Annotated in this window: 17 protein-coding genes; 7 read left to right on the forward strand and 10 right to left on the reverse strand. The window is 66.1% G+C overall.

What is annotated here, in order from left to right; translation table 11 throughout:
* The first annotated feature begins 32 nt into the window (after positions 1 to 32).
* The 4 genes from G3N64_RS06975 to G3N64_RS06990 all read left to right on the forward strand — a co-directional run bounded on the left by G3N64_RS06975 (position 33) and on the right by G3N64_RS06990 (position 4,698).
* Complete coding sequence (locus G3N64_RS06975) at positions 33 to 695, forward strand: OmpA family protein (protein WP_205783056.1); 663 nt, start codon at positions 33 to 35, stop codon at positions 693 to 695.
* A 403-nt stretch (positions 696 to 1,098) separates the two neighbouring features.
* A complete protein-coding gene (locus tag G3N64_RS06980; protein WP_205783058.1) occupies positions 1,099 to 2,244 on the forward strand; it encodes a DUF2827 domain-containing protein in 1,146 nt (381 codons plus the stop codon).
* A gap of 14 nt (positions 2,245 to 2,258) precedes the next feature.
* On the forward strand, positions 2,259 to 3,413 hold the full coding sequence (locus tag G3N64_RS06985; RefSeq protein WP_205783059.1) for a DUF2827 domain-containing protein: 1,155 nt from the start codon (positions 2,259 to 2,261) through the stop codon (positions 3,411 to 3,413).
* 148 nt (positions 3,414 to 3,561) lie between these two features.
* Positions 3,562 to 4,698, forward strand: coding sequence for a DUF2827 family protein (locus G3N64_RS06990; protein ID WP_205783060.1), 1,137 nt, complete (start codon positions 3,562 to 3,564; stop codon positions 4,696 to 4,698).
* A gap of 260 nt (positions 4,699 to 4,958) precedes the next feature.
* Here G3N64_RS06990 and G3N64_RS06995 read toward each other — a convergent pair whose 3' ends face one another.
* From G3N64_RS06995 to G3N64_RS07005, 3 genes are all read right to left on the reverse strand, one after another.
* The gene (locus G3N64_RS06995; RefSeq protein WP_205783061.1) at positions 4,959 to 5,381 is read right to left on the reverse strand and encodes a hypothetical protein; all 423 of its coding nucleotides are present in this window, start codon (positions 5,379 to 5,381) and stop codon (positions 4,959 to 4,961) included.
* An 87-nt stretch (positions 5,382 to 5,468) separates the two neighbouring features.
* Positions 5,469 to 6,272 carry an EAL domain-containing protein gene (locus tag G3N64_RS07000; RefSeq protein WP_205783062.1) on the reverse strand — a complete coding sequence of 268 codons (804 nt, stop codon included), beginning with the start codon at positions 6,270 to 6,272 and terminating at the stop codon, positions 5,469 to 5,471.
* Positions 6,273 to 7,033: 761 nt separating this feature from the next.
* Positions 7,034 to 8,176, reverse strand: coding sequence for a DUF2827 domain-containing protein (locus G3N64_RS07005; protein ID WP_205783063.1), 1,143 nt, complete (start codon positions 8,174 to 8,176; stop codon positions 7,034 to 7,036).
* A 444-nt stretch (positions 8,177 to 8,620) separates the two neighbouring features.
* Between G3N64_RS07005 and G3N64_RS07010 the strand changes: the two genes are divergently transcribed.
* Together G3N64_RS07010 and G3N64_RS07015 are read left to right on the forward strand one after the other, a co-directional pair.
* On the forward strand, positions 8,621 to 9,943 hold the full coding sequence (locus G3N64_RS07010; protein WP_205783064.1) for a galactosyl transferase GMA12/MNN10 domain protein: 1,323 nt from the start codon (positions 8,621 to 8,623) through the stop codon (positions 9,941 to 9,943).
* A gap of 226 nt (positions 9,944 to 10,169) precedes the next feature.
* Complete coding sequence (locus G3N64_RS07015; protein ID WP_205783065.1) at positions 10,170 to 10,868, forward strand: class I SAM-dependent methyltransferase; 699 nt, start codon at positions 10,170 to 10,172, stop codon at positions 10,866 to 10,868.
* A 175-nt stretch (positions 10,869 to 11,043) separates the two neighbouring features.
* On the opposite strand, the gene G3N64_RS07020 is transcribed toward G3N64_RS07015, so the two are convergent.
* From G3N64_RS07020 to G3N64_RS07045, 6 genes are all read right to left on the reverse strand, one after another.
* Entirely contained in the window at positions 11,044 to 13,158 is a 2,115-nt protein-coding gene (locus tag G3N64_RS07020) for a phospholipase C, phosphocholine-specific (protein ID WP_205783070.1), read from the reverse strand.
* 42 nt (positions 13,159 to 13,200) lie between these two features.
* Entirely contained in the window at positions 13,201 to 13,404 is a 204-nt protein-coding gene (locus G3N64_RS07025) for a hypothetical protein (RefSeq protein ID WP_205783072.1), read from the reverse strand.
* Between the two features lie 669 nt (positions 13,405 to 14,073).
* Positions 14,074 to 16,071 carry an acetyl/propionyl/methylcrotonyl-CoA carboxylase subunit alpha gene (locus G3N64_RS07030; protein WP_205783078.1) on the reverse strand — a complete coding sequence of 666 codons (1,998 nt, stop codon included), beginning with the start codon at positions 16,069 to 16,071 and terminating at the stop codon, positions 14,074 to 14,076.
* Positions 16,072 to 16,116: 45 nt separating this feature from the next.
* Positions 16,117 to 16,902, reverse strand: a complete 786-nt coding sequence (locus G3N64_RS07035) for an enoyl-CoA hydratase/isomerase family protein (protein ID WP_205783079.1) — start codon at positions 16,900 to 16,902, stop codon at positions 16,117 to 16,119.
* Between the two features lie 19 nt (positions 16,903 to 16,921).
* A complete protein-coding gene (locus G3N64_RS07040; RefSeq protein ID WP_205783080.1) occupies positions 16,922 to 18,529 on the reverse strand; it encodes a carboxyl transferase domain-containing protein in 1,608 nt (535 codons plus the stop codon).
* Positions 18,530 to 18,560: 31 nt separating this feature from the next.
* Positions 18,561 to 19,742 carry an isovaleryl-CoA dehydrogenase gene (locus G3N64_RS07045; protein ID WP_205783081.1) on the reverse strand — a complete coding sequence of 394 codons (1,182 nt, stop codon included), beginning with the start codon at positions 19,740 to 19,742 and terminating at the stop codon, positions 18,561 to 18,563.
* 170 nt (positions 19,743 to 19,912) lie between these two features.
* Between G3N64_RS07045 and G3N64_RS07050 the strand changes: the two genes are divergently transcribed.
* Positions 19,913 to 20,659: a TetR/AcrR family transcriptional regulator gene (locus tag G3N64_RS07050; RefSeq protein ID WP_205783082.1), complete on the forward strand. Its 747-nt coding sequence runs from the start codon at positions 19,913 to 19,915 to the stop codon at positions 20,657 to 20,659.
* 66 nt (positions 20,660 to 20,725) lie between these two features.
* Here the strand turns inward: G3N64_RS07050 and G3N64_RS07055 are convergent, their stop codons facing one another.
* The gene (locus G3N64_RS07055) at positions 20,726 to 21,214 is read right to left on the reverse strand and encodes a MarR family winged helix-turn-helix transcriptional regulator (RefSeq protein WP_205783084.1); all 489 of its coding nucleotides are present in this window, start codon (positions 21,212 to 21,214) and stop codon (positions 20,726 to 20,728) included.
* Positions 21,215 to 21,293: the final 79 nt, after the last annotated feature.

The raw sequence follows: 21,293 nt of genomic DNA on the forward strand, positions 1-21,293 counted from the left end.
CTTCAGTCAACCCAAGCTTTGAGGATGTAACCGTGAACAAACTCGCTCTTGCGCTCGCGCTTTCCGCAACGGCTCTCGCCGCGTGCTCGACCGCATCCGGCCCGACCTTCAGCGCCTCCGAACTGCAGCCGCGCGACGGCGTGCGCACCTTCCAGGTGGACTGCCACGGCCTGCTGTCGGGCCCGCAGACCTGCATGAAGGCCGCCCGCAAGATTTGCGGCGAAGCGCCCGTGCGCGCCGTCGACTCGGCCCGCGCGCTGCGCGACAAATCCGATCCCGCGACGCTCGTGTTCCAGTGCGGCGCCGCACCGGCCGAAGCAGCGTCGGCCGAAGCGCCGGCGGCGGCCGTCGTCGAACAGGTGAACCTGTCGGGCGACGCGCTGTTCGCGACCGACCACGCGACGCTCGCCCCGACCGCGCGCGAATCGCTCGACCGGTTGCTGAGCGAGCGCGCAGACCACGCGTACTCGCAGGTGAGCGTCACCGGCTTTACGGATTCGGTGGGCAGCGACGACTACAACCTCGCGCTGTCGAAGCGCCGCGCCGAATCCGTCGCGGCGTACCTGAAGGCGCACGGCCTGAAGACCGACTCGCTGACGGTCACGGGCCGCGGCAAGGCCGATCCGGTCGCGTCCAACGCAACGCCCGAAGGCCGCGCCAGCAACCGCCGCGTCGAAATCCGCCTGCAGCACTGAGCGGGCCGCCGCCGCGCGCGGCGCCCCGATCCGGCAGGCCGCCAGCGCCGCGCCGAGCCCGCACCCGACCTCCGCCGGACAACCCGGGCGCCGCTTCGCCGGCGCCCCGCTCACGTTGGCCGGTGGCTATGTCAAAGTTCGTCACGTCCCGCCAAAACCGGCGGTTTCCATGCCACAATCGCCGCAGACAGTCGCCGGGGCAACCTGCCCGCATCGCGCGCCGTGCCAGGCGTGCCCGATGACATGCCGGAAACCGGCCGCCGCCCTCGCGAACCAGGCCGCCCGATTCGCCCGCCGCGGCGCACCGGCGCAACTGCAACCATGACAATCCACGGCGCGCCGCTTCCAGGCCCGACGCTCGACGCGATGCCCGGACGCACGACGCCGCAGAGGAAACCAACCGGTGACGGACATCAATGAAGCCGCCTCGGGCGGCACCCGCAAGCAACGGCCGGCTGTCGGCATCTCGCTGTTTGCGCGCGACGGCCAGGCGATCTGGGAAAACGGCATACACCAGAACATCGCGTTCCTCGCGATGATGCTCAAGCGCTCGGATCGCGTCGGCCCCGTCTACTTCCTGAACGGCGGCGACGCCAACGCACTGCCGGCCGGCCTCGAACTCGACGGCCTCGACATCCCGCTCGTGAAGCCCGCCGACGTCACGCACGAACTCGACGTCGTGATCGAAATGGGCGCGCAGCTGCCGGTGGAATGGCTCAGGCACATGAAGGCGCTCGGCAAGAAAATCGCCGCGTTCTTCTGCGGGCACGTATATGCCGGCCTGTGCGAAACCCCGATCTTCGGCAAACCGTCGGGGCACGTCTTCAACGGCGCGCCGTTCGACGAAGTGTGGCTGCTGCCGCAATACGACAAGACCGCGGCACCGATGCTGCAGACCATCCTGCGCGCGCCGGTACACCTGATGCCGCACATCTGGTCGCCGTACTTCCTCGAGCGCCGCATCGCCGCGCTCGCAGGAGAAGGCGCATCGTTCGGCTATCGGCCAGGCCAGCGCCCGTGGCGCCTCGCGATGCTCGAACCGAACATCTCGGTCGCCAAGTCCTGCCACTACCCGATGCTCGCGTGCGACGCGTTCTACCGTGCGCGCCCGGACGCGGTGCAACACATGTTCGTCGTGAACGCGTTGCACATGAAGGAGCATCCGACCTTCGTGCACTTCGCGAACAGCCTCGATCTCGTGCGCCAGCACAAGGCGACCTTCGAGCCGCGCCTCGACCTGCCGGGCTTCATGGCGCGCCACGCGGATGCGGTCGTATCGCACCACTGGGAAAACGGGCAGAACTACCTGTATTACGACGTGCTGTACGGCGGCTATCCGCTGATCCACAACTCGACGCTGATCGGCGACGCCGGCTATTACTACCCGGACTTCGATTCCGCCGCGGGCGGCCGCGCGCTGCTCGAAGCGTGGCTGCACCACGACGAACGCCTCGACGACTACCGCGCGAAGGCCGGCCGGCTGCTGCAGTCGGTCTCGATCGACAACCCCGCGAACCTCGACGCGTTCATCTCGCGTCTGGTCGCCTGAACCGGAGCATACGCATGTCGGACTCCAATGCCCGTCAAGCGCCCGGCGAGGGCAAGCGTCTCGTCGTCGGCGTATCGCTGTTCGTGCGCGGCGCCGGCCAGTCGCTGTGGGAAAACGGCATCTTCCAGAACTGCCTGCTGCTGATCCTGCTGCTGCGCCAGTCGCCGCTCGTCGCGGAAGCCGTGATGGTGAACGGCGGCGAACAGGTCGCCGATCCGCAGATGATGCTCGGCGAATGGGATGTGCCGCTGCTGTCGATGGACGAAGCGCTGCAGCGCTGCGACGTGCTGATCGAAATGAGCGCGCAGTTCGGCGCGGACTACCTGCATGCGTTCCGCGAGCGCGGCGGCAAGGTCGTCACGATGCGGGTCGGCAACGACTACGTGATCGACATCGAACGCGCGATGTTCAACAAGCCATCGGGTTTCCTGTTCTCGGGCGCGCCGTACGATGCCGTATGGACGATCCCCGAATTCGAGCGCTCGTGCCTGCACTATTACCAGACGGGCCTGCGCGCGCCCGTCACGATCGTCCCGCACATCTGGCATCCGATGCTGTTCGACAAGGCGCGTGCGACGCTCGGCGCCGGGCTGTCGTTCGGCTATGAGCCCGGCAAGCCGCGCTGGCGCGTGACGATGTTCGAACCGAACATCTGCATGGTGAAGACGAGCGTCATCCCGATGCTGGTGGCCGAGGAAGCGTATCGGGCCAAGCCTGATTTCCTCGAGTTCGTGCGCGTGTGCAACACGCTGCACCTGAAGGAACATGCGACGTTCGTCCATTTCGCGAAGAGCCTCGACATCGTGAACCACGGGATCACGACGTTCGAGAGCCGCTATGCGGTGTACGAGTTCATGGCCGCGTACGGCGATGCGGTGGTGTCGCACACGTGGGAAAACGCGCAGAACTACCTGTACTACGAGCTGCTGTACGGCGACTACCCGCTGATCCACAACTCGCCGTTCCTCGGCAAGGCCGGTTATTTCTATCCGGACTTCGACTGCCAGGCCGGCGGCCGCGCGCTGCTGCAGGCGTTCGCCGAGCACGACGCGAACCTGGAAGCGTACCGCGAGCAGTCGAAGCACGTGCTCAGCTCCGTGAGCATCTACAACCCCGAGAACGTCGCCGCCTATACGGACGCGATCGCCACCCTCTATCGCGACGCGTGACGCGCCGCCCGCCCCGGAACCCGACGACATGAGTGCAACACTCGCCCCTCGGCCGCGCAACCCGTGGCGCCTGACCGGCTATGTGCCGCGCCAGTCGCAAAACTACGCGCGGTAAGCCGCGCGTCGCCCGCCCCTTCCCGGAGCCGCCATGAAACTCAATGTCGCGATAACGATGAACGTGCAGCGCGACGCGACGCAGTCGATCTGGTACAACGGCGCGAACCAGCACTGCGTATACCTGTACATGCTGCTGAAGCAGTCGCCGCTGATCGGCGAAGTCTGGCTCGCGCACGACGACGGCATCACCGACTATCCGCAGGCGCTGATGATGGACGCGTTCGGCGACGCGCTGCGGCCGCTGTCGGCCGTCGTCCACCAGACCGACCTGCTGATCGAGATGAACGCGTTCATCGATCCGACCCACACGGAGGCCGTGCGCCGGCGCGGCGGCAAGTGCGTGTCGTACCGCTTCGGCAACGACTACGTGATCGCCGTCGAGACGATCAACTTCGAGAAGAACCCGTGGCGGCCGAACCCGAACCGCGTGCAGTTCGACGAGATCTGGACCAATCCGCAGCACATGCACACGTGCGCCGCGTATTTCCAGGCCGTCTATCGCGCACCGGTGATCGAGCTGCCGCACATCTGGTCGCCGTATTTCATCGAGCGCAGCCTCGACGCCGATCCTGAACTGAAAGCGCGCTTCGGCTATCGCAACCACGGCACCGCGAAGCGCATCGCGTTTTTCGAGCCGAACCTGAACGTCGTGAAAAGTTCGATCGTGCCGATGCTCGCCGCGAACGCGTGCTACGTCGAGCATCCGGAGCTCGTCGAGCACGTGTACATGACCAACACGTTCGACAAGAAGGAAAACGTCGCCTTCAAGCATCTCGCGCTCGGGCTCGAGATGGTGCGCGACGGCAAGGCAACCGCCGACGTGCGCGCGCCATTTGTCGCGTGGGCCGCGCACCACACCGACATCGTCGTGTCCCACCACTGGGAAAACGGCCTCAACTATCTGCTGTACGACGCGCTGTACGGCAACTACCCGCTCGTGCACAACTCGCCGTTCCTGCGCGACGTCGGCTACTACTACCCGGACTTCGAGATCTTCGACGCGGCGCGCGCGATCGCGACCGCAGCGCAAACGCACGACGGGCGGCTCGACGATTACGCAGTCGCGGCCCGCCGCTGCCTGCACCAGGTCGACACGCTCGCCGACCACAACGTGCACGCGTATTCCGCGCAGATCCGGCAGCTGTTCGCCGACCGTACGCTCGGCTGACCGCATTCAGCTCACGCCACCGCCGATGAATCGAACCGTCCGCCATTTCGTCGTGATCGATTCGATCCACGGTCCGTTCGTCATCAACCGGCGCTGCGCGTCATGGAACGACGCAGTCGTCCGCGCGATGGCGTTCGTGCTCGGCGGATTCGGGAAGGATCGATCGATTTGCCGCGGTCGGGGCCGCTGCGCGCGGATGATGTCGACGCGGCCCGCGCGCCTCGCTCCGCGCCAGGGCTCGCTACCGGCGCGAACAGGCGCTAGACCAGCACCCGATCGCCGCTCTGTGCGGCGAACACACGGCCATGCCGCCGCCCCGTGCGCGCGAGCACGGCAAAGCAACGCGCCGCCGGCCGGCTGGCGCCGCCGGATTGCTTGACGAGGCTGTCGGATACGCCACGTGCGATCGCCGAATCGTCGCCGCACGCGCCCGCGATGACACCCGCGTAATAGTGCCGCGCTGCCAGCTCACGGCTGCCGGCGTCGAGCGAGCTCATCCGCTGAATGCGACGCGCAATCGCCTTCAGGCCGTCGAGATACGGCGCGACGTCGATCGGCACATCGGTCGATTCGGCGCCCAGCTGCCACAGCATGTCGGCCAGCTCGGCGATCGCGACGAGGTCGCGCGCACCGGCCGCCTGCGTGCCCGTTCCGCTTCCGGCCTTCGTCTCCGCCATGCCCATGCCCCTTTGCGTTTCGTCCCGGCCACGCGCCGGCCACGCCCTACACCGGCGTGCATCATGCACGCCACTTCGCCTGTTCCCGCGCCGTCACGCGGCGGCCGGCGACCGCCATGAAAAACGGATGCCCTGCGCCCAGGTAACGCCGGCATCCACGATGATCTGCCGGTCGACCTCGCTCTCCACGCCTTCGACGACGACGTGCCGCGCACCTTCATGCGCGAACGCGATCAGCCGGCGGAACTGGTAACGCCCGATCGCGTTGCGCTTGATCATCGACAGAACCGACCGGTCGAGCTTCACGATATCGGGATTGCCGACCACCAGGTTGTTCAATGCGCTGAAGCCGACACCGAAATCGTCGATCGCGATGCGGCACCCGGCCTGCCGGAAGCGGTTCACGAACGAACGACCCGCGACGGGATTCAGCGGCCCCGTCTCCGTAATCTCGACCACCAGCCGCGCCGCGACCGACGGCTCGCGCTCGAGCCGCCTGAAGATGGCGAGCCACGCGTCGTCGACCACCGCGCTCGCTGCCGCGACATTGCAACCGTAGACGGCAACCGGATCGGCGCGCAGCGCGTCGATCATCCGGCCGACCACGAGCCGGTCGAACCACCGCATCAGCCCGAGCGCCTCGAGGCGAGGCAGGAACGCGACCGGCGGCAGCACATCGCGCTCGCCCCACCGCAATCGCGCCAGGCATTCCCGGTACAGCACACCGCCCGACAGGTCGGCCCGGCACACGGGCTCTTGCGCGAACCCGAGCCGGCTTTCCACGAAACTGCGTACCGACGCGAGGTCGGGATGATCGTCGGGGGCGCCGAACACGAAATCGATTTCGTCGCGATTCGCTTCCCGATTCGCCTCCAGGCGAGCTTCGACCGCATTCATCCGGCGCTCCGGCAAATGGCGAGCCGCCGATCGCGGCTCGACCTCAAGAAACATGCGGAGCAAGCCGACCCTGACGCGCTCCGCCGCCTACCCGGCCTATCCTGTTATGTCGATCTTTTCCGGGAGCGTACTTTTCGCTTCGGCGCGCCGTCAAATTCGATATTTTTCAACGATATTCGATTACTTGAAATACACCACGCATGCACGATACCGACTGTGCGGCAGGTCACACTAACGCAAATTGCGATACCCCGATCCGGATGCCGTTTATTCTTCTCATCCAGACAACCTTGCCCGAATCAATTTTCCCGAAACTTGCGTGCCTCGCAAATCAGGAGTTTCTTCAATTGATCAGATAAATACCGGCCCATGAAGCATCGCCCTCGGTCGCTGCCGCTGCCAAGCCCGCCGCAGCGCGGACGTCGTCCGTCATTCGATCATCGCAGCATCCAATTTTTCCGTTTCAAACAAATTATTAAATTTATAAACGGAATCAAACTACCTTGAACCAATAATATCAAGTTAAATCATATGATGATTATCGATTGAACTATGTTTAACAATCTTAAAGACTTGTTAACCTCTAAAATAATTTCTGACGGACTTCCCTCGGAGCCGTCAAATTCGTGCCTTCAAAAACCGTCGAGCCGATCAGGTTCGGCGGTTTCTTTTTTAACGGCGTTATTTCGTCAGACATTAGAGCGGGACAATCCCGATGGCGGGCCGCGGCGCAACGGTGTTCACCGCGCGAAAATCGGGCCTTAAGCGGCCGATGCGCCGACCAGGTTCGCGAGCAGCGCGTCGTATTCAGCGACGAGCGCCGGATTCGCCGACGTATAGCGGCCGAGGATCTCGCGCTGGCGCCGCGTGTACGCTTCCCAGTCGTCATCGTGCGTATGCAGCGCGCGCAACAGCGCATCGGCGCCCTGCTGCACGTCGTTGTCCGGGTAGTAGTAGCCGAGATCGGGGGCGAGGCTCGCGTTGTGCACGAGCGGATAGCCCTGCCAGCACACGTCGAAATAGAAATAGTTGAGCGGGTTCGACCACTGGTGCGACACGACGATATCGGTCAGGTCGGCCAGGAACAGCGGCGTATCGAAGCGCCCGACGAAGCTCGCCTTGCCTGCCTGCACGATATCCAGGTAGTTCATCAGCATCACGAATTCGGGGCTGTCGTGCGCGAGACGGTCCGCGTTCGTCACGTGCGTGAAGCAGATCGCGTCGGGGTCGCGGCGATACGCTTCATCGATGATCAGCATCGGATACACGCAGAACTTCACGACGTTGTGATTCGGCTCCATCACGGTCAGACGCTTGCCGGGCTCGCTGCGCGGCCGGTATTCGCCGTGCCCGGGCAGCGACGCGGCGCGCGCGCTCAGGAACATCGGATCCCACACGAACGGCACGACCCGCCCCGGGCAGCGGCGCAGCGACTGCAGGAACGGCAGCGACGACGGCGCGATCTGCGGAATCGCCCACACCTCGTCGTAGCCGCGGTTGATGAACAGCGAATCCCACAGCCGGCGGCCGAACAGCATCGATTCCATCGCGTTGATGTACTCGACGCCGCAGCAGTAGCTGACGAGCTTCGCGCCGCGCGCCTTCAGGTAGGCCGTCTGCTCGCCGTCGACCTGCCCGCCGAGCTCGATCACCACGTCGAGCGAATCCTTCATGTCGGCGAACGCGCGCGTGTCGTACACGTTGCGGTCCCACGGCAGCGCGTCGGTGAGCGGTACATCGGTGGTGTTGACCAGCGTCACGCGGTAGCCGTGCGGCGACGCCATCAGCAGCTTCGCGAGAAACAGCGCGTTCTGCTTGATGCCGTTGATCCACAGGCTTTCGTCGGGGGCACGCAGGCCGATCGTGATACCGATGCGCAGGCCGTTCAGGACAGGGGACGTCATCGTCGGCGGGATGGAAGGTTGGATGGGGGTGGAATGGACGCAGTGTAGCGCGCGAAGCGCCGCTCGCGTCAAGCGGCGCACGCCGGCGGCAACCCGGCATTCTAGCGGAGCGCCGGCCGCATACTGTCAGGGATGGTCAGCGCGCGGCCCGCGCATGCAAATCCGCGAGACGGTTGTGCGATACTCCGGCGACCAGCCGCGCTACCGGGTTGCCGGGGAGGGCCGGGCGGTATCGGCATCCAGCGCGGGCAGAACACGACCTCGCAGCAACGCTGCTGAAAAAATGGCTGACAGAATGGAACGCGACGCCGCGCAAGTCTTCCGGGCAATCCATCACGAACAGGGGTGGCACGCGCGGCAAAGCGTGCCCGGCCGCGATGCCGCACCGGAACTCGCCGCGCCGGCCACCCGCCGTCACCCGCTGCGCGGCCTTCGGAGCGCGCGATGATCGTCCTCAGCCATTTCAGTCACGATGCGCCCGCCAGCCTCGAGAATCACCGGCTGTATGCGCAAGCGCACGGGTATCGCCACGAAATCGTCGACGCGTCCGCGATGCCGCAGGCGCTGCCGTTGCGGCCGCTGTATCGCTACGAATCGCTGCTCCATGTGCTGCGCGGCGCGCAGCCCGACGAACTCGTGCTGCTGCTCAGCGAAGACGCGGCGATCATCGAGCCCGTCGCACTCGATCGCCTGATGAGCGGCCGCGACATGCTGTTCGTCGACGCGTTCGCGCCCCCGCTGCCGCAGGTCGACGTGCAGATCTGGCGCAACACGGCGGCCGTGCGGGCGATCGTGATGCGGCTCGTGCAGCGCTGCAAGCTCGGCAGCGAGCCGCGGCTGACATCGGAGGCCGCGCTGTTCACGGAGCTCGACACGCATCCCTACATGACGCCGATCGACGGGCTGTATCCGGTCATGCCGACCAGCCCCGACCTCGATCCGATGTGGAGCCGCGAACCGACGTTCGCGATCAGCATCGACGACACGCCGCACGATCCCGAACGGAAAGGCACGACGGCCCGCTTCCGCGACACGCTCGTCGCGTATGTGAATCGATCCCGTGCCGCCGGCCGGCCGATGTTCTCGTTCGCTCACGACGCCGCCAACACGCCGGACGAAGCCGCCGAGCGCAGCACCTACAATCCGGGCCGCCCGATTGCGTTGATGACGCTCTACACGCCGAACATCGGCAGCTATGCACGCGTCGCCGAACGGAATTTCCGGCGCTACTGCGACGCACACGGCTACACGCTCTACGTGCATCGCGACATTCCCGCCGAGATCGGCCTGAACGCGACCGGCAACTGGTTCAAGCCGTGGCTGCTGCATGCGTACCTGCAGCATCATGAATGGGTCGTGTGGCTCGATGCCGATGTGCTGATCGCCGACCAGCAGAAGGCGCTGGCGCCGTTGCTCGAAGGCCGCGACTGGCTGCTCGCGCACGACATCGGCCAGTGGGCGTTCAACTCGGGCGTGATGGCGTTCCGGCGCACCGGGCGCAACGACGCGATGCTGCACGACATGATGGCGACGATCGCCGCGCTGCACGACCGGTCGAGCGTCTACGCGAGCGACGGCGACCAGTTGCATTTCATTCGCGCGATGGAGCACGACGGGCAATTGCACGGCGAAGGCGTGGCCGATCTCGTCAGCGTCAACACGCCCTGGCTGTTTCGCCGCGCGGACAGCTACATCGTGCATTACTACGGGATGTGGTCCGCGATGCGGGCGCTGATGATGGCGCATGACGACGGCGTGCTGCGCTGATGCCCTCGTCGGGCGCGGCCGACCCTGCTGGACGATTGTTCTGCCCGGCCGTACGGTTCGCGGGATGTCGGGACGACAGGCAAGCGATGCGTTGTAATGGGTCCTCGAGCCGTTGATCGCGGCGTCTGCGCCGTCACCCTTCAAGTGCGGGCGACGACGCACGAATGCGGGAATCCGTTACCTAACTACGATCAATTTCTCAAACCAGCCTTGACGGGAGGTCAAATTGGAACAGATCGGGTATTCGTGGCCAACGTTTGATCAACTCACTCAGCATCTGGTCAAGTCGATCAACCCGAACAGAATCCTGGATATCGGGGCCGGGGGCGGGAAATACGGGCGCTTGCTCAAGAAGGTCGTGCCGGATTGCCGATTTACGGCACTGGAATGCGACGAGGAGACCCATCCGTTCCTGATCGAGAACGGGTACGACGACATCATTTCCGGCGTCAGCGACACGCTTTATGAACGATCCGGCGACTCGTACGACACGGTCATTCTGGGCGATGTCATTGAACACATGCGCCACTCTCACGGTCGCGATTTACTGGAATTCCTCAACTATCGGTCGCGATACATCATCATCTCGACCCCCGAGTGCATGCCGATGAGCGGCGCCTCGTACTTCGAGAGCCACAACTCCGTCTGGCGGCCCGATTCGTTCACGTGGCATGACTTCTGGGCGCACCAGCAATGCGGGATCATGCACTTTTACCTGCTCAGAGGGCACCTCGACTGGAACGCGATGCGTCTCGATTCTCTCGTGAACTCGGCAAACGGTTCGAATCTGTTCAATACGCGCGCCAACAGCGAACCGGAGGCCGCCAACGAAAAGTTGCTTCAGCCAGTCAACCTGACGCTCCATGACTCCCGGTACATGGAAAAAATCGATGGCGACCAATATGCCGTATTTCGCCCGATCTGATTTCGCGGGCGTGATTGGATCCCCAGTCCATGCATCCTGCTTGCGCGATGAATGAAAAAGGCGCAATGTGGCGCCTTTTTCACGATCGACGAACGCTCGCGGAGCCGGAAGCCGGCGCGGCCCCGCGAAGGCCCTCGTCGCTTGCCGGCGCATGGCCGGCTCACACGGATGACCGTCAGATCGCCGCGATCGTCGGCGCCACGGCGGCCGGGTCGGTGAGGCTGGGCTTGCCGGTTTCGACGTGCCCCGCGATGCGGCGCATCCAGCCCGCGTTCCCCGCCACCGCGAACTGCAGGTCGTACCAGTGGCTGCTGCACGACAGATCCCAGTGCGCTTCCACGCGCTGCCCCGCCGGAACCGTGAGCGTGCGCGCTGCCCCGCCGTACGCGACATCGGTTGCCGTGACCGTGAGCGCGCCGGTGCCCGCGTTGGCGATCGTCACGTACACGTCGCCGTTGGCGGTGTCGTAGCACGGCGTGATTTCGGGCTTCGCGCCGGCATCCGCAGCGGCCGATCCCGCGAAGCGCCGGAAATAGCCGTTCGGCCCCCACACGCTCACCAGGTAGTTGCCGTTCGCATCGAGCGCCCATGTATCGGTCAGCTGCTTGCCCGCTTCGACCGTGTAGCGGCGCGGCATCGCGGTCGCGTCGCCCGTATAGACCCAGAAGTGCGCGCCCTGCGTACCGGTGTTCGCGAACGTCAGCGCATAACCTTGCGCCTGGAGCTGGCCGGTCACATGCAGTTCGTACGGCAGCGCGCGCGCCGGCCGCGTGCCGGGCTCCTGCGCGGTCACGACCTGCTGCGCGGTGCTGGCCGGCGCAGTCTGCGACGACGCGCGCGAGCACTGCAGGTCCGCCTGCGCGACATACGCCTGCGTGCTCGGCAGGGTCGGCAGCGTGGCATCCGATTTCGAGAAGTCGAGCGCCGACGTCAGGTCGCCGCAGATCGCGCGGCGCCACGGCGAGATGTTCGTTTCCATCACGCCGAAACGCGCCTCGATGAATTGCAGCACCGACGTGTGATCGAAGACCTGCGAGCAGACGAAGCCGCCCTTCGACCACGGCGAGACCACGAACATCGGCACGCGCGGGCCGAGGCCGTACGGCAGGTTGTCGGCCGTATACGTGCCGGTCTGCGTCGACGTCACGACGTTGTGCCGCTCGAGCGAGACATCCACGGTGCTCATGCCGGAGCCCGGCAGCGTCGGTGCCGACGGCGGCACGACGTGATCGAAGAAGCCGTCGTTCTCGTCGTACATGACGAGCAGGACGGTCTTGCTCCATACCTCCGGATTCGACGTCAGCGCATCGAGGATCGTCGACAGGTAGTACGCGCCGTACAGCGGCGTGAACTTCGGATGCTCCGAATACGCGGCGGGCGGCAGCAGCCACGACACCTGCGGCAGCGCGTTCGCCTGCACGTCGGCCTTCAGCTGCGTGATCGGGCGCGTGCTCATCCCGCGCGTCTGCAGCGACGAGCCGGCCGGCGCATTCACGAAGTTGTTGAAGCACGCGAGCATGTTCGTGCCGTAGTTGCCGGTGAAGTTGTCGAACCCGGTGCCCTGCTGGTAGATCTGCCACGAGATGCCCGCCTTCTCGAGGCGTTCCGGATAGGTCGTCCAGCTGAAGGGCGGCAACTGGATCTTGTCGAACGGGTTGTCGATGTAGTCGGTGTTGTCGAGCAGCGGGCCGCCGCCCGTGCCGAGCGGATCGACCATGCCCGTCATCAGGTACATGCGGTTCGGGTGCGTGTTGCCCGGAATCGAGCAGAAGTAGTTGTCGCACACGGTGAACGCATCCGCGAGCGCGTAATGGAACGGAATGTCGTCGCGGACGTGGTAGCCCATCGTCATGTTCGACTTCTGCACCGCCCACTGGTCCGCGCGGCCGTTGTCGATCGCGCCGTGCGTCGTCGCCCACGTATGCGGCAGGCCGCCGATACATTGCGCGTTGACGCCCGGATTGGTCGTGTCGTAGCGGAACGGCGCGATCACGCTCGCCTTGTCCTCCTGCCGCGGCTGGAACCACACCGGCTTGCCGTTCGGCAGCGTGACCGGGAAGCGGTCGTTGTAGCCGCGCACGCCGCTCAGGTGACCGAGGTAGTGGTCGAACGAGCGGTTTTCCTGCATGAACACGACGATGTGCTGGACATCCTGGATCGTGCCCGTCACGGTATTCGGCTCGATCGCCAGCGCCTTGCGGATCGATTCGGGAAGCAGTGCGGTGGCGGCGGTCGCGCCGGCGAGGCCGGCGGAGAACTTCAGAAAATCGCGTCGCGAATGGGTGGCCATGCGGGTTGCTCTTGATTGGATTGCTGGTGGAAACAGCCGGGATCAGGAAGCGGGCGAGGAAGCAGGCGCGGTGAAACCGGGCGGGCAACGCATCTGCGCGGTGGCGACCACGCCGCCGCCGCAGGCGGCCTTCTGCTGCGCGCCGGGGGCGGCGGGGGCGGTCAGGTCGTCGTTGCAGGCGCCGAGGACGGCGGTCAACGCGATCAGACCGACGACCGCGAAAGGCCGTAGGGCCGACGTTCGCATAACGATTCTCCGTGAGGATGATGACGTGACGCGGACGCGAACCCGCGCCGGTCATATCGACGCCGAGATGCTATGTTCGACTTGTTACACGACGGTGTCGAGTGGAGGGAAGATCGACGTGCGCGCAGCGCGCGCCATGCGGGGATGTGGCAAGAACGACGATGACCGTAAGTCGTTCGAAAGATGCTCGTTGGCCAAGCGTACTGCTTCTGCTTCGTGTGCGCTCGATATCGAAGCCGCGCTGTCACGACAACGGGGTCCGCGGCAATCACGCAGCGCTTTCTTGCAGGCGGGCCCGTGTAGTGCGCATCGCAACGCACACCGGGAAAAGTTCGTTTTGGCGAAGAGGTTCGGGCGGGGCCGGTTTCGATCTTTGAACCACTGTTGCAACACGCAAGCCGGTGCAAGGCAACACGACAGCGCGAGTCGAGCGCACCGGTCACCGGCGAGCATCCCGGGATGATCCAAAGATCTTGAAGACGCGACGCGCAGATTATTGGCTTTTTTAAACGCGACGAGAACGACGGTCACCACGCAAGAATGCGATCTCGTCCCGATGCACGCACATCAGGTATTCGCAGCCGGGTAGCGTCGGGAACGCTCCGGTAACACGGGGGCATGATGGCCCGTGCGCGAGAGCCGGCAACGGCCCTCACGCGTATGCAACGCTCAGCCTTCCGCCATCATCAGCAACTGCGCGCCATCCGAAACCTGGTCGCCGACGCCGTACAACACTTCCGCGACGACGCCCGCATTCGGTGCACCGATCGTGTGCTCCATCTTCATCGCTTCCATCACGATCAGCGGCGTGCCCGCCTCGACCTTCTGGCCGGGCTCGACCAGCACCGCGATCACCTTGCCGGGCATCGGCGCGGTCAGGCGGCCGCCGCCCTGCTCCGCGTCGCCCGCGTGTGCGAGCAGGTTGCGCCATTCGAACGTCTCGGCCGTGCCCTGCGTGAACACGTGGAAGTTGTCGCCGTCCGCATACACGCGGCCGCTGCTGCGCACGCCGCCGAGCGTCACGTCGAAATCGAGCGGCGTGGCGCCACGCGTCCACGCGAACGGTTGCGCAGCTGCGTCGCCGGTCGCGACGCGCGCACCGGCGCCGTCATCTTCGTACGTGACCGTTACGTCGGCTTCGCGCTCGGCCGCATGCCATTCGAGCGTGCGGCGATAGCCGCCGTTCAGCCGCCAGTCCGGCAGCGCGCCCCACGGCGACGAACCCTGCGCGGCCGCGCCGCGTTCGCGTGCGAGCAGCGCCGCGCACGCGAACGCAAGCATCGCGCGCGGCGGCTCTTGCGGCGCGAACAGCGCGTCGTGGTTGCGCTCGATCAGGCCCGTGTCCAGATCGGCCGTCGCGAACGGTTCGCACGCAACGATCCGCTGCAGGAACGCGGCGTTCGTGTGCAGGCCGACCACCTCGCATGCACGCAGCGCGCGCAGCATCAGGCCCAGCGCTTCCGCGCGGTCCGCGCCATGGACGATCAGCTTCGCGATCATCGGATCGTAGAACGGCGTGATCGCATCGCCTTCGCGCACGCCGCTGTCGACGCGCACCGATGCACCGATCGCGAACTCGACACCTTCCGGCAGCCGCAGATGCTTCAGCGTGCCCGTCGACGGCAGGAAGCCGCGCGCCGGGTGCTCCGCATAGAGGCGCGCCTCGAGTGCATGACCCTGCACGCGCAGTTCGTCCTGCTTCAGCGGCAGCGGCTCGCCGGATGCGACGCGCAGTTGCCATTCGACGAGATCGAGCCCCGTGACCATCTCGGTGACCGGATGCTCGACCTGCAGGCGCGTGTTCATTTCCATGAAGTAGAACGCGTCGCCCGTCATGATGAATTCGACGGTGCCCGCGCCGACATAGCCGACCGCACGCGCGGCCGCAACGGCCGCTTCGCCCATCGCGCGGCGCACGTCGCCGGGCAGGCCCGGCGCCGGCGCTTCCTCGAGCACCTTCTGGTGACGACGCTGCACCGAGCAGTCGCGGTCGAACAGGTACACGGTATTGCCGTGCGTGTCGCCGAACACCTGCACCTCGACGTGGCGCGGGCGCATCAGGTATTTCTCGATCAGCACGCGATCGTTGCCGAAGCTGCTCGCGGCTTCGCGCTGGCACGACGCGAGCGCCGCCGGGAAATCGTCGGAGCGCTCGACCACGCGCATCCCCTTGCCGCCACCGCCCGCGCTGGCCTTCAGCAGCACCGGATAGCCGATCGCGTCGGCTTCGCGATGCAGGTTGGCCGCGTCCTGGTCGTCGCCGTGATAGCCGGGCACGAGCGGCACGGCGGCCGCGTGCATCAGCGCCTTCGCGGCGGCCTTCGAACCCATCGCCGCGATCGCGTCGACCGGCGGCCCGATGAAGACGATGCCGGCCGCCTCGCACGCGTGCGCGAAATCTTCGTTCTCCGACAGAAAGCCGTAGCCGGGGTGGATCGCCTGCGCGCCGGTGGCGCGCGCGGCTTCGATGATGCGCTCGATGCGCAGGTAGCTGTCGACCGCGGCCGAGCCGCCGATGTGCACGGCTTCGTCGCACGCGGCCACGTGCTTCGCGTTCGCGTCCGCGTCGGAATAGACGGCGACGCTCGCGATCCCGAGACGTTTGCACGTCGCGGCGACGCGGCACGCGATTTCACCGCGGTTGGCGATCAGAATCTTGTCGAACATGGCTTCGGTGTCGTCCGGAAAGAGTGGGTCACGCGCGCTGCGCGATCATTCACGCCACGACGGCGTGCGCTTTTCGAGGAAGGACGCAATCCCTTCGCGCGCTTCCACGCCGGCACGGGTTCGCGCGATCCAGTCGGCGGTCTGCTCGATCAGCGTCGCGTCGAGCGGGCGGCCGGCCACATCGGCGACGAGCCGCTTGCACGCCTTCACCGCGTCGGGGCCGTTCGCGACGAGCGTCGCGGCCAGCTTCGCGACCGTGTCGTCGAGCGCCTCGGCGGGCACCGCGTCGTGAATGAAGCCGAGCGACGCCGCACGCGCGCTGTCGAACACCTCGGCCGTCGTGAAGTAGCGGCGCGCCGCGCGCTCGCCCATCGCACGCACCACGTACGGCGCGATCGTCGCGGGGATCAGCCCGAGCCGCGCTTCCGACAGGCAGAACTTCACGCCGTCGGCGGCGATTGCGATGTCGGCCGCCGCCACCAGCCCCACGCCGCCCGCATACGCGTCGCCATGCACGCGTGCGATCACCGGCTTGCCGCAGCGATGGATCGCCTCGAGCATCCGCGCGAGCTTGCGCGCATCGGCACGGTTCTCGTCGTCCGAGTAACCGGCCATCTTCTTCATCCAGTTCAGGTCCGCACCCGCGCAGAACGCCGCGCCTTCCGCGGCGAGCACGATCGCACGCACGCCTTCGTGCGCGTCGAGCCATTCGAACGCGGTGGTCAGCTCGGCGATCGTCGTCTCGTTGAACGCGTTGCGCACGTCGGGACGCGCGAGCGTGACGGTCGCCACGCGGCTGGCTTCACGGACCTTGATCGTTTCGTATCGCATCGTTCAGCCCTCCCGGCCGTTACATGCGGAACACGCCGAAGCGCGTCTCGTCGATCGGCGCGTTCATCGACGCAGCGAGGCCGAGGCCCAGCACGTCGCGCGTCTGCGCGGGATCGATCACGCCGTCGTCCCACAACCGTGCGCTCGCGTAGTACGGATGGCCCTGGCGCTCGTACTGGTCGCGGATCGGCTGCTTGAACGCTTCTTCCTCGTCGGCCGACCACGAACCGCCCTTCGCCTCGATGCCGTCGCGGCGCACCGTCGCGAGCACCGATGCGGCCTGCTCGCCGCCCATCACCGAGATCCGCGCGTTCGGCCACATCCACAGGAAGCGCGGCGCGAAGGCGCGGCCGCACATCCCGTAGTTGCCGGCGCCGAACGAGCCGCCGATGATCACCGTGAACTTGGGCACCTTCGCGTTCGACACGGCCGTCACCATCTTCGCGCCGTGCCGCGCGATGCCTTCGTTCTCGTACTTGCGCCCGACCATGAAGCCCGTGATGTTCTGCAGGAACACGAGCGGAATCTTGCGCTGGCAGCACAGCTCGATGAAATGCGCGCCCTTCACCGCCGATTCCGAGAACAGGATGCCGTTGTTCGCGACGATCCCGACCGGGTGGCCCCAGATGTGCGCGAAGCCCGTGACGAGCGTCGTGCCGTAGCGCGCCTTGAATTCGTCGAATTCGGAATCGTCGACGATGCGTGCGATCACTTCGCGCACGTCGAACGGCTTGCGCGTATCGACCGGAATCACGCCGTACAGGCTCTTCGCGTCGTAGCGCGGCGGCTTCGGCTCGCGCAGCGCCACCGGCGACGCGATCTTCGGCGCGAGATGATCGACGATGTTGCGCGCGATCGACAGCGCATGCGCGTCGTTCTGCGCGAGATGGTCGGCCACGCCCGACAGGCGCGTATGCACGTCGCCGCCGCCGAGATCCTCGGCGCTCACTTCCTCGCCGGTCGCGGCCTTCACGAGCGGCGGCCCGCCGAGGAAAATCGTGCCCTGCTCCTTCACGATGATCGACTCGTCGCTCATCGCGGGCACGTACGCGCCGCCCGCCGTGCACGAGCCCATCACGACGGCGATCTGCGCGATCCCCGCGGCCGACATCGTCGCCTGGTTGAAGAAGATGCGGCCGAAGTGGTCGCGATCGGGAAACACGTCGTCCTGGTTCGGCAGGTTCGCGCCGCCCGAATCGACGAGGTACACGCACGGCAGCCGGTTTTCCGCGGCGATCTCCTGCGCGCGCACGTGCTTCTTCACCGTGATCGGGTAGTAGGTGCCGCCCTTGACCGTCGCGTCGTTGCACACGATCACGCACTCGCGGCCGGCGATCCGGCCGATCCCGGTGATGACGCCCGAGCCCGGCGCTTCGTCGTTGTACATGCCGTTCGCCGCGAGCTGCGAGAACTCGAGGAACGGCGCGCCCGGATCGAGCAGTTGCGCGATGCGGTCGCGCGGCAGCAGCTTGCCGCGCGACAGGTGCTTGTCGCGCGCGGCCTGGCCGCCGCCCTGCGCGAGCTGTTCGATCTTCGCGCGCAGGTCGGCGACGACCGCCTCGAGCGCGGCGGCATTCGCGCGGAAGTCTTCCGAGCGCGGGTTCAGTTTCGATTCGATGATCGGCATCGACGGGGCTCCGTTCGCGTGACGTGAGGCGTTACATCGTTTCCGCGAACAGCTCGCGGCCGATCAGCATCCGGCGGATCTCGCTCGTGCCGGCGCCGATCTCGTACAGCTTCGCATCGCGCCACAGGCGCCCGACGGGGTATTCGTTGATGTAGCCGTTGCCGCCGAGGATCTGGATCGCCTCGCCGGCCATCCACGTCGCCTTCTCGGCCGTATAGAGGATCACGCCCGCGCAGTCCTTGCGCACCTGCCGGATGTGGTCGCTGCCCGCCGAATCCAGGTGGCGGCCCACCGCGTACAGGTACGCGCGGCACGCCTGGAACGTGGTGTACATGTCGGCGACCTTGCCCTGGATCAGCTGGAATTCGCCGATCGCCTGGCCGAACTGCTTGCGGTCGTGGATATACGGCACCACCGCGTCGAGGCACGCGGCCATGATGCCCGTCGGGCCGCCCGACAGCACCGCGCGTTCGTAGTCGAGGCCGCTCATCAGCACCTTCACGCCGCCGTTGAGCTGGCCGAGGATGTTCTCCTCCGGCACTTCGACGTCCTGGAACACCAGCTCGCCCGTGTGCGAGCCGCGCATGCCGAGCTTGTCGAGCTTCTGCGCGACCGAGAAGCCCTTCATGCCCTTCTCGACGATGAACGCGGTGATGCCGCGCGAGTTGGCTTCGACGTCCGTCTTCGCGTAGACGACGAGCGTGTCGCAATCGGGGCCGTTGGTGATCCACATCTTCGTGCCGTTCAGCACGTAGCGATCGCCGCGCTTGTCGGCGCGCAGCTTCATGCTGACGACGTCGGAACCGGCGTTCGGCTCGCTCATTGCGAGCGCGCCGATGTGTTCGCCCGACACGAGCTTCGGCAGGTATTTCTGCTTCTGCGCGTCGGTGCCGTTGCGGTGGATCTGGTTCACGCACAGGTTCGAGTGCGCGCCGTACGACAGGCCGATCGATGCCGATGCGCGCGAGATCTCTTCCATCGCGACCATGTGCGCGGTGTAGCCCATGTTCGCGCCGCCGTATTCCTCGGCCACCGTCATGCCGAGCACGCCGAGATCGCCGAACTTCTTCCACAGATCCATCGGAAACTGGTCGGTGCGGTCGACCTCCGCCGCGCGCGGCGTGATTTCCTTCGCCGCGAACGCCGCGACGGCGTCGCGCAGCATCTCGATGTCTTCACCGAGCATGAATTGCACACCGGGCAGGTTGATCATGTCTCCTCCGTCTCCAGAAAATGTGTGGCATCCACCGATTTCTGAGTTTCGCTCAAATCGAATGAATGCTCATATTCATTGACCAATACAGCGTAAATTTTGCACATTTTCGCGCCTCGTCCGGTTCGGCGTCAATAGTTTTTTGAGTGACACTCAGCTATCATGACCGGATGACAGCCGCTACTGCCGACACCATGACCGCCACCGTCAAAGCCGACCGCGCCGACCCGCCGCGCGCGCCCGCCGGGCGCAAATCCCAGCAACGCGTGCAGGACATTCTGCGCGCCGGCCGGGAAGTGTTCGCCGAAAAAGGTTACGAGCATGCGACGGCCGCCGAGATCGCGCAGCGCGTGGGCGTCTCGGAGGCGACGGTGTTCAGCTACTTCCGCGGCAAGCGCGAGCTGTGCGCGCGGGTCATCGCGGATTGGTATGACGAAAACATCGCCGCGTTCGAACGCGGGGTGCCGCAGGACGCGTCGGTGCAGCAGCAGTTCGCGTTCATCGTGCGCACCCACCTGCGGCTGATGCTGGTGAACGGCACGGGCCTGTGCGCGCTGGTGCTGTCGGAAGGCCGCGCAAAGCAGCATGCGCTGAGCGACGAGCTCACCGCGCTGCAGCGCCGCTACACCGCGCCGCTGATGGACGTGCTTGCGCGCGGCCAGGCGGCCGGGCAGGTGCGTACCGACCTGCCGCTGAGCCTGCTGCGCTCGATGGTGTTCGGGCCGATCGAGCACGTGCTGTGGGATGCGATCCTCGGGCACCGCAAGCTCGACACGGAAACGACGGCCACGCAGCTCGTCGACATGCTGTGGGCCGCCGTGCAGCCGCCGGCGCCGGAGCAGGCGGCGCTCGTGCGCTTCAGGAACGAAGTGGCGGAAGCCGTGCGGCGGCTGGAAGGCGAAAGCGCGCGCAGGTGACGCGCGGGCGGGCAGCGCGCCCGCCGCCTCATCGCCGCTTCCCCGCCGTCGCGGGGTGCGGGGCCGCTACGACTCTTCGCTGACACGCAGCGGCGCGCGGCTCTGCTCGTTGTTCAAATGGACGAACTTGCGCAACAGGCGCACCAGTTCCTGCGAATCGTCCTCTCCCATCCCGTCGAACAGGCCCGCACGCAGCTCCTTCACCGACGGAATCAGATGCGTGAGCAGTTCGACGCCCGCCGGCGTCAGCAACAAGCGGCGCTGACGCCGCGGCAGCACTTCGCGCACGATCAATCCCTTCGCCTCGAGCCGGACCGCGAGATCCGCAGTCGTCGACGTGTCGAGCGCCACCCGCTGCGCGAGCGTCACCTGATCGAGCCCCGGGCACTCGTAGAGCATCCGCAGAACCGCGTACTGCACCGGCGTCACGTCCCGGCCCAGCTTCTCGTAGAACATCGCCACCGCGATCTGGTGTGCGCGCCGGATCAGGTGCCCGGGTTCGTCGTACAGGTCGAGCGGGAAAGCCGGCGCGTCGGCGGGATTCGTTTTCTTCATGAATGAGTCGATGACATAAGCGGCGCGAGCCGGTTGCGCGCGCCGACGGCATGACGCTGCCTCGCGCCATTTCCCGGGA

It is taken from the genome of Burkholderia sp. Ac-20344 (genome assembly GCF_017104975.1).
GTDB lineage: Bacteria > Pseudomonadota > Gammaproteobacteria > Burkholderiales > Burkholderiaceae > Burkholderia.

Coding starts and splice junctions, on each gene's coding strand:
- G3N64_RS06995 (WP_205783061.1), bottom strand. CDS start 5,381: ATGGGCATGGCGGAGACGAAGGCCGGAAGCGGAACGGGCACGCAGGCG.
- G3N64_RS07000 (WP_205783062.1), bottom strand. CDS start 6,272: ATGAATGCGGTCGAAGCTCGCCTGGAGGCGAATCGGGAAGCGAATCGC.
- G3N64_RS07040 (WP_205783080.1), bottom strand. CDS start 18,529: ATGCCGATCATCGAATCGAAACTGAACCCGCGCTCGGAAGACTTCCGC.
- G3N64_RS07005 (WP_205783063.1), bottom strand. CDS start 8,176: ATGACGTCCCCTGTCCTGAACGGCCTGCGCATCGGTATCACGATCGGC.
- G3N64_RS07055 (WP_205783084.1), bottom strand. CDS start 21,214: ATGAAGAAAACGAATCCCGCCGACGCGCCGGCTTTCCCGCTCGACCTG.
- G3N64_RS07010 (WP_205783064.1), top strand. CDS start 8,621: ATGATCGTCCTCAGCCATTTCAGTCACGATGCGCCCGCCAGCCTCGAG.
- G3N64_RS07025 (WP_205783072.1), bottom strand. CDS start 13,404: ATGCGAACGTCGGCCCTACGGCCTTTCGCGGTCGTCGGTCTGATCGCG.
- G3N64_RS06990 (WP_205783060.1), top strand. CDS start 3,562: ATGAAACTCAATGTCGCGATAACGATGAACGTGCAGCGCGACGCGACG.
- G3N64_RS07050 (WP_205783082.1), top strand. CDS start 19,913: ATGACAGCCGCTACTGCCGACACCATGACCGCCACCGTCAAAGCCGAC.
- G3N64_RS07035 (WP_205783079.1), bottom strand. CDS start 16,902: ATGCGATACGAAACGATCAAGGTCCGTGAAGCCAGCCGCGTGGCGACC.
- G3N64_RS07030 (WP_205783078.1), bottom strand. CDS start 16,071: ATGTTCGACAAGATTCTGATCGCCAACCGCGGTGAAATCGCGTGCCGC.
- G3N64_RS06985 (WP_205783059.1), top strand. CDS start 2,259: ATGTCGGACTCCAATGCCCGTCAAGCGCCCGGCGAGGGCAAGCGTCTC.
- G3N64_RS07045 (WP_205783081.1), bottom strand. CDS start 19,742: ATGATCAACCTGCCCGGTGTGCAATTCATGCTCGGTGAAGACATCGAG.
- G3N64_RS07020 (WP_205783070.1), bottom strand. CDS start 13,158: ATGGCCACCCATTCGCGACGCGATTTTCTGAAGTTCTCCGCCGGCCTC.